The sequence below is a fragment of the Pseudomonas sp. NPDC087690 genome (assembly GCF_044743175.1).
Taxonomy (GTDB): domain Bacteria; phylum Pseudomonadota; class Gammaproteobacteria; order Pseudomonadales; family Pseudomonadaceae; genus Aquipseudomonas.
Genome location: NZ_JBIUVX010000037.1, coordinates 23,709 through 31,918 on the forward strand (window position 1 = coordinate 23,709; position 8,210 = coordinate 31,918).

General features: G+C 62.2%; 7 protein-coding genes. All 7 read right to left on the reverse strand.

Annotation, left to right across the window (positions count from 1 at the left end; translation table 11 throughout):
- Nucleotides 1-23 precede the first annotated feature (23 nt).
- The 7 genes from ftsA to murD are packed head-to-tail and all read right to left on the reverse strand — an operon-like array spanning nucleotide 24 to nucleotide 8,199.
- The gene (gene ftsA, locus ACIPIZ_RS24140) at nucleotides 24-1,283 is read right to left on the reverse strand and encodes a cell division protein FtsA (protein ID WP_401167880.1); all 1,260 of its coding nucleotides are present in this window, start codon (nucleotides 1,281-1,283) and stop codon (nucleotides 24-26) included.
- 15 nt (nucleotides 1,284-1,298) lie between these two features.
- On the reverse strand, nucleotides 1,299-2,165 hold the full coding sequence (locus tag ACIPIZ_RS24145) for a cell division protein FtsQ/DivIB (protein ID WP_064392861.1): 867 nt from the start codon (nucleotides 2,163-2,165) through the stop codon (nucleotides 1,299-1,301).
- Between the two features lie 4 nt (nucleotides 2,166-2,169).
- Nucleotides 2,170-3,129: a D-alanine--D-alanine ligase gene (locus tag ACIPIZ_RS24150; RefSeq protein ID WP_401167883.1), complete on the reverse strand. Its 960-nt coding sequence runs from the start codon at nucleotides 3,127-3,129 to the stop codon at nucleotides 2,170-2,172.
- Nucleotides 3,126-4,586 carry a UDP-N-acetylmuramate--L-alanine ligase gene (gene murC, locus ACIPIZ_RS24155; protein ID WP_253481936.1) on the reverse strand — a complete coding sequence of 487 codons (1,461 nt, stop codon included), beginning with the start codon at nucleotides 4,584-4,586 and terminating at the stop codon, nucleotides 3,126-3,128. Before murC ends, ACIPIZ_RS24150 begins: the two co-directional genes overlap by 4 nt.
- Entirely contained in the window at nucleotides 4,579-5,649 is a 1,071-nt protein-coding gene (gene murG, locus ACIPIZ_RS24160) for an undecaprenyldiphospho-muramoylpentapeptide beta-N-acetylglucosaminyltransferase (RefSeq protein ID WP_401167886.1), read from the reverse strand. The genes murC and murG overlap by 8 nt, the downstream gene beginning before the upstream one ends.
- Entirely contained in the window at nucleotides 5,639-6,856 is a 1,218-nt protein-coding gene (ftsW, locus tag ACIPIZ_RS24165) for a putative lipid II flippase FtsW (protein ID WP_016987575.1), read from the reverse strand. Before ftsW ends, murG begins: the two co-directional genes overlap by 11 nt.
- A complete protein-coding gene (gene murD, locus ACIPIZ_RS24170; protein WP_150647964.1) occupies nucleotides 6,853-8,199 on the reverse strand; it encodes a UDP-N-acetylmuramoyl-L-alanine--D-glutamate ligase in 1,347 nt (448 codons plus the stop codon). Before murD ends, ftsW begins: the two co-directional genes overlap by 4 nt.
- Between the last annotated feature and the right edge of the window lie 11 nt (nucleotides 8,200-8,210).

The window sequence follows — 8,210 nt, forward strand, 5'->3', positions numbered from 1 at the left end:
TGGTGCGGTGCTGCGGTAAAGCTTTAGAAGTTGCCTTGAACCCACTTCTTCACTCGGTCCAGCAACGGCGCCTGTGGCTCTTCGTTGCTGTAGCTGTCGCGGCTGCCGATGCCCGAGAACGAGATCCCGTCGGACTGCTTTTGCAGGCCGTACATCAACAAGCCAACGCCAGTGGAATAAATCGGATTGCGCACCACGTCATCCAGACCTTTGACGCCGTGCGGCACGCCCAGACGAACCGGCATGTGGAAGATTTCTTCGGCCAGTTCAGTGGCGCCTTCCATCTTCGAGGTACCACCGGTGAGGACGATGCCGGCCGGGATCAGGTCTTCGTAGCCGCTGCGACGCAGCTCGGCCTGGATCAGCGTGAACAGTTCGTCGTAACGCGGCTCGACCACTTCGGCCAGGGCCTGACGCGACAGTTCACGCGGTGGACGGTCGCCCACGCTCGGCACCTTGATGGTTTCACCGGCACCGGCCAGTTTGGCCAGGGCGCAGGCGTAACGGATCTTGATCTCTTCGGCGTACTGGGTCGGGGTGCGCAACGCCATGGCGATGTCGTTGGTCACCTGATCACCGGCAATCGGGATCACCGCGGTATGACGGATCGCACCTTCGGTGAAGATCGCGATGTCGGTGGTGCCGCCGCCGATGTCGACCAGGCACACGCCCAGTTCTTTCTCGTCGTCGGTCAGTACCGAGTAGGCCGAGGCCAGTTGCTCGAGAATGATGTCGTCGATTTCCAGACCGCAGCGACGCACGCATTTTTCAATGTTCTGTGCAGCGTTGACGGCGCAGGTGACCACGTGAACCTTGGCTTCCAGACGTACGCCGGACATGCCCAGTGGCTCACGAACGCCTTCCTGGTTATCGATCACGTAATCCTGCGGCAGGGTGTGCAGCACGCGCTGGTCAGCCGGTATCGCCACAGCCTGAGCAGCGTCGAGCACGCGTTCCAGGTCGGCCGAGCTGACTTCGCGATCACGGATCGCGACGATGCCGTGGGAGTTCAGGCTGCGGATGTGATTGCCCGCCACGCCGACGAACGCCGAGTGAATGCGGCAGCCCGCCATCAGTTGGGCTTCTTCGATCGCACGCTGGATCGATTGCACGGTGGACTCGATGTTCACCACCACGCCCTTCTTCAGGCCACGGGACGGATGGGTACCGATCCCGACGATTTCCAGCGAGCCGTCGTCGGAGACCTCGCCGACCAGCGCCACCACCTTGGAGGTGCCGATATCGAGACCGACGATCATTTTGCCGCTTTGCACGTTTGACATGGGTCCTGCCTCTTCTTAATTCTTTGCGACAGCGGGTTGGGCTGTCGTCGGCGCTACAGGTTCCCGCCAGCCAACAGCGAGGCCGTTGGCGTAGCGCAGATCGATGCGCGCAATGTTCGTAATCTGGTCTTTAAGCGTCTTGTCATAGATGGCGATGAAGCGGCGCATCTTTTCCACCAGGTTGCCGCGTCCCAGCAGCAGCTCGATGCCGGGGCCGGAACTGCCGGCACCGGTGGTCAGGAACCAGCTCCCGCGTTCACGCAATTCCAGGCGCGCAATCGAGAAGCCCAACGGCCGCAGCATCTGGCTCAGCACCTGGTACTGCTGCATCACTTGCTGCTGGGCCCGTTGTGGGCCGAACAGCTGGGGCAGGTGTTCGTAGTTCGCCAGTTCCTTGGGCGTAAACGCCTGGCCCTGGTTGTTGAGCAACGACTCGTCGCCCCAACGCGCCACCGGCAGTTGCTCTTCGAGGCGGATCACCACCTGGTCCGGCCATACCCGACGCACTTCGGCGTGGGCGATCCAGGGCATCTGCTCAAGCTCGGTGCGCATCCCGGCGAGGTCGATGGTGAAGAAGCTCGACGCCACGTACGGGGCGATTCGTTGCTGCACCGCTTGCTGACTGATGTAGCTCAGGTCGCCCTGCACGGCGATCTTGGTGATCGGCCGGTCGGCGTACGGGAGCAAACGCGTTGCGCCTTCGTACGTACCAAAACCCAGCACGACCAGCAGCACCGGCCAGAACAGACTTTTCACGAAGCCGAAATTGGCTTTCGGCAGGCGCGCGGACATCGGCTCTTTCGCCACCATGCGGCTGGCACCCCGCGGCACCGGCTTGCGGCCGGGTGCGGGAGGCTGATGTCGGAGCTGAGCGCCTTGCATCGTCTTAACCTCGAGCGTCTTCAACACTGGCGGCCAGAATGGCCAGAACCAGTTGCTGGAAATCCAGACCGGCAGCACGGGCGGCCATTGGCACCAGACTGTGATCGGTCATGCCCGGTGCGGTGTTCACTTCCAGGAACCAGAACTGCCCGTCGGCGTCCTGCATCACGTCCGCCCTGCCCCAACCGGCAATACCCAGCGCCTCACAGGCCTTGGCCGTGAGATCCATGAGTTGCTGTTCCTTGGCGGCATCCAGCCCGCACGGAATGCGGTACTGGGTATCGTTGGCGATGTACTTGGCGTCGTAGTCGTAGAACGTGTGCGGTGTACCCAGGGCGATAGGAGGCAACACCTGGTCACGCAGGGTGGCGATGGTGAACTCCGGACCTTGAATCCATTGCTCAACCAAGACTTGCGAATCGTAGGTACTGGCCGCTTTCCATGCGTCGATCAACTCGTACGCAGAACTCACTTTGGCCATCCCGATACTTGAACCTTCATGCGCCGGTTTGACGATCAAAGGGAAGCCCAGTTCCGTCGCTGCCGAAATACAATCGGCTTCGCTGCACAGCACGGCGTGACGTGGCGTCGGAATCCCGAGGCTGTGCCAGACCTGCTTGGTGCGCAGTTTGTCCATCGCCAGTGCCGAGGCCAGAATGCCACTGCCGGTGTACGGAATGCCCGCCACTTCGAGCAGGCCCTGCATGGAGCCGTCTTCACCGCCACGACCATGGAGAATGATGAACGCGCGGTCGATCTTTTCGCTGAGCAGACGTTGCAGAATGTCGTCGCCAACGTCGATGCCGAACGCGTCCACGCCAGCGCTTTGCAGCGCGTCGAGCACGGCGTTACCGGATTTCAGCGAAACCTCACGCTCGGCACTCAGGCCGCCGAAAAGCACGGCGACGCGGCCGAAGTCCTTCGGCGCGATAGTGGAAAACAGCTTGGCGTAGGCAGCAGTCATTTCAACTTCCCCTCGACCGACGCCGCCACGGCGCCAGCGAACAATTCACTTTTCAACAGCTTCGGCGCGAGACCGCCGATATCACCGGCGCCCTGACACAGCAGGATGTCGCCGGCGCGCAGCAGCGGCTTGACCAGCGGCGCCAGATCGACGCCACGCTCGATGTAGATCGGGTCGAGCTGACCACGCTGGCGGATGCTGTTGCACAGCTTGCGGCTGTCGGCGCCGGGGATCGGCTCTTCGCCGGCCGGATAGACTTCCATCAGCAGCAGCACGTTAGCGTCGGCCAGTACATTGACGAAGTCGTCGTACAGATCACGGGTGCGGCTGTAACGGTGCGGCTGGTAGACCATCACCAGGCGGCGCTCCGGCCAGCCACCGCGTACGGCTTTGATCACCGCCGCGACTTCGGTCGGGTGGTGACCGTAGTCGTCGACCAGCATCACGTTGCCGCCGTCCACCGGCAGTTCGCCGTAGACCTGGAAGCGTCGACCGACACCCTGGAAACCCGACAGGCCCTGAACGATGGCTTCATCGCTGACGCCCTCGTCGGTGGCGATGCAAATGGTCGCCAGCGAGTTGAGTACGTTGTGGTTGCCGGGCATGTTCACCGACACGTCCAGCGGTTCACGATCCGGGCGCAGCACAGTGAAGAACGTCTGCATGCCTTGCTGGCGAATGTTGATCGCGCGTACGTCAGCGTCTTCGCTGAAGCCGTAGGTCACGGTCGGACGCTTCACCAGCGGCAGGATTTCACGCACCACCGGATCGTCCAGGCACATCACCGCCAAACCGTAGAACGGCAGGTTGTGCAGGAATTCGACGAAGGTTTTCTTCAGCTTGTTGAAGTCACCGTCGTAGGTCGCCATGTGGTCGGCGTCGATGTTGGTAACCACAGCCACCAGCGGTTGCAGATGCAGGAAACTCGCATCGCTTTCATCGGCTTCAGCGATCAGGTAACGGCTGGTGCCGAGTTGGGCATTGGTGCCCGCGGCATTCAGACGGCCACCGATAACGAACGTCGGGTCCAGGCCACCGGCGGCGAACACCGAAGCGATCAGGCTGGTGGTGGTGGTTTTGCCGTGCGTACCGGCGACAGCGATGCCGTGGCGATAGCGCATCAGTTCGGCGAGCATTTCCGCGCGCGGCACCACCGGAATACGACGCTCAAGCGCGTTCGCCACTTCCGGGTTGGAGGTGTTCACAGCGCTCGACACCACCAGCACGTCGGCGGCAGCGGCGTTCTCGGCACGGTGGCCGATAAAAATCTGCGCGCCGAACGATTCCAGACGCTCGGTCACCGGCGAAGCTTTGAGGTCGGAACCGGACACTGCGTAGCCCAGGTTCAACAACACTTCGGCAATCCCGCACATGCCCACACCGCCGATGCCGACGAAGTGGATGCGACGGATGCGGCGCATTTCCGGTTGCGGCATGGCTTTCTGATTCTCAACCATGGGCCACCTCCAGACAGGTATCGACCACGCTACGGGTGGCATCGGGTTTCGCCAGACGGCGGGCCGCTTGGGCCATATTTTCGAGTCGTTGCGGTTGCATCAAGACCTCTGTCAGGCGCGCGGCAAGGTCCGCGGCACCAGTCGTTCTTTGCGGCATCAGGAAGGCAGCGCCTTCACGGGCCAAATAATCGGCGTTGCGGGTCTGGTGATCGTCGATCGCGTGGGGCAAAGGCACCAGCATCGAGGGCAGACCGGCGGCAGCCAGCTCACTGATGGTCAACGCGCCGGCGCGGCACACCACCAGGTCAGCCCAGCCATAGGCCTGGGCCATGTCTTTGATGAACGGCTGCACCTGCGCATCAACGCCGGCGGCGCGGTAGCGCTCTGCAGTCACTTCATCATGGTTTTTGCCGGCCTGATGAAACACTTCCGGGCGCAAATCGGCAGCGACTTGGGCCAGGGCTTCAGGCAGCAATTTGTTCAACGGTTCTGCGCCAAGGCTTCCGCCGAGGATCAGCAAACGCGCTTTGCGCCCTGCCAGAGCAGGTCGCGATGTGTCGAGGAACAGCTCGCTGCGCACCGGATTTCCGGTGGTACGGCGGGTGTCCGACAGAGTAAAGGTGTCGGGGAACGCTTCACACACTCGGGCGGCGAACGGCACCAGCAACCGATTGGCGGTGCCGGCCACGGCGTTCTGCTCGTGAACGATCACCGGCACGCCAGCCAGTTTCGCGGCAAGGCCACCGGGACCAGTCACATAACCACCGAAGCCGACCACACACACCGGCTTCAAGCGACGAATGATCGCCCGCGCCTGCCACACCGATTTCAGCAGCATGAACGGCGCCTTCAGCAGCGACAGCTTGCCCTTGCCGCGCAGGCCCGTAGCGTTGATGCGGTGCAGTTCCAGCCCTGCGGTCGGCACCAGTTCGTTTTCAATTCCGCGTGGCGTGCCGAGCCAGTGCACGGTGTAGCCGCGCGACTGAAACTCGCGGGCACAGGCCAGTGCCGGGAACACGTGGCCGCCGGTTCCGCCGGCCATGATCAATACGTTAGCGCCCATGATTCGGCTCCTCGGCGAAGTCGCTCTCATGGAATTCCATCTCTTCACTGCCCAGGTGGGTTCGACTCTCCCACTCGATCCTCAATAACAAGCCGAGGCAGGCACAGCAGATCACCAACGAGCTGCCGCCGTAACTGAGGAACGGCAAGGTCAGACCTTTGGTTGGCAGCAGACCGACGTTCACACCGATGTTGATCAGGAACTGACCAATCCACAGGAACGACAGACCGTAAGCCACATAGGCTGCGAAAAACTGTTTGGCTTTTTCCGCCCACAAGCCGATGTACATGCCGCGAATACACACGAACACGAACAGCGCCACGGTGCACAGCGAACCCACTGCGCCCAGTTCTTCGGCCAATACCGAGAACACGAAGTCGGTGTGCGCTTCCGGCAGATAGAACTGCTTCTGCACGCTGTTGCCCAGGCCCACGCCCAGCCATTCACCGCGACCGAAGGCGATCAAGGCTTGCGACAATTGATAACCGGCGCCGAACTGGTCAGCCCACGGGTCGGCGAAGTTGGTCAGACGCGCCATTCGATACGGCTGCATCTGGATCAACAGCACCACGGCCCCGACCGCCAACACCACCATCAGCGAGAAGCGGAACAACCCGACCCCGCCGAGGAATAGCATCGCTGCCGCAGCGCCCATCATCACCACGGTGGCACCGAAGTCCGGCTCCATCAGCAACAGGCCGGCCATCGGCAGCAGCACGATGAATGGCTTGAAGAAGCCCATCCAGCTCTCGCGCACTTCCTTCTGACGCCGCACCAGATAACCGGCGAGGTAGATCACCACGAATACTTTGGCGATTTCCGACGGCTGCACGTTGAAGAAGCTGAAACCGATCCAGCGCATCGAACCGTTCACTTCACGCCCGATGCCGGGGATGATCACCATCACCAGCAAGCCGAACGCACCGATCAGCATCAGCCAGCCGAGGCGCTGCCAGGTGGCGATCGGAATCATCATGGTGACGATGCACGCGCCCAGGCCCAGCACCACATAGATAAGGTGGCGAATCATGTAATACAGCGGACTGCCCGACTGCGCAGCTGCCACTTCAGTGGACGCCGAGGCAATCATGATCAGGCCAAGACCTAGCAGCGCCAGGCAACCGGCGAGCATCGGGAAATCGAGGTCGATGCCGCGCCCGGTGATGATCGGCGACGGATACGGCTTGATGATATTGAACAGGCTCATGCCAGGTCCTCCACAGCGCGGACGAACTGGTGACCACGGTCTTCATAATTCTTGAACATGTCGAAACTGGCGCAGGCCGGCGACAGCAGCACCACATCACCCGGCTGGGCGGCGGCGCGGCATTGTGCGACGGCGTCAACCAGCGAGGTTGCGCGAATCAGTGGCACGGCATCACCGATGGCCGCGCCGATCTTGTCGGAGTCGCGGCCCATCAGGATCACGGCGCGGCAGTTGGCCGCTACCGGATCACGCAGATCGTTGAACTCGGCACCCTTGCCATCACCGCCAGCGATCAAAACAACCTTGCCGTCGATGTCCGCGCCGAGGCCTTCGATTGCCGCCAGTGCGGCGCCGACGTTGGTGGCTTTGGAATCGTTGTAGTACGCCACGCCGTCGAGATCACGTACCCACTGGCAGCGATGTTCGAGGCCGGCAAAGGTGCGCAAGGCCGCGAGCATGGCGTCGAACGGCAAGCCCACGGCATGCCCCAGTGCCAATGCCGCGAGGGCGTTGGACTGGTTATGGGCGCCGCGAATCTTCAGCTCACGCACCGGCATCAGGTTCTGGAATTCGAAGGCCAGATACTTCTCGCCATCTTCTTCACGGATACCGAATGCCTTGAAATCCGGTTTGCTCAGGCCGAAGGTCCAGCACGGCTGGCCCTCGCCCATCAACGGACGGGTCAGCGCATCCTGACGGTTGACCACGAACTGCTTCGCGCCACGGAAAATCCGGTGCTTGGCCAGGTGGTACGCCGGCAGACCGCTGTAGCGATCCATGTGGTCTTCGCTGATGTTCAGCACGGTGGCCACTTCAGCGTTGAGCTGATCGGTGGTTTCCAGCTGGAAGCTCGACAGCTCCATCACGTACAGCTCGACGTCGTCGCTGAGCAGGTCCAGCGCCGGGGTGCCGAGGTTGCCGCCGACGGCGACGCGTTTGCCGGCCGCAGCCGCCATCTCGCCAACCAGCGTGGTAACGGTGCTTTTTGCGTTGGAACCGCTGATGGCCACGATCGGCGCCTGCGCGTTACGCGCGAACAGCTCGATGTCACCGGACAGTTTCACGCCACGCGCCGCGGCGGCTTGCAGGGCCGGGGTCGCCAGCGCCAGACCGGGGCTCACGTAGAGTTCGTCGGCACGGCACAGGAATTCGACGTCCAGCTCGCCACAACGCACTTCCACGTGCGGATAGTCACGCTTGAGCGTGGCCAGTTCCGGTGGATTTTCCCGCGTGTCCGCCACAGCAAACGACGTGCCCCGGTTCGCCAGAAAGCGAACCAGGGACATGCCGCTCTTGCCGAGGCCGACAACGATGCGGAAGTGGTCAGAAGCGATCAGAGACACTCGTTCTACCT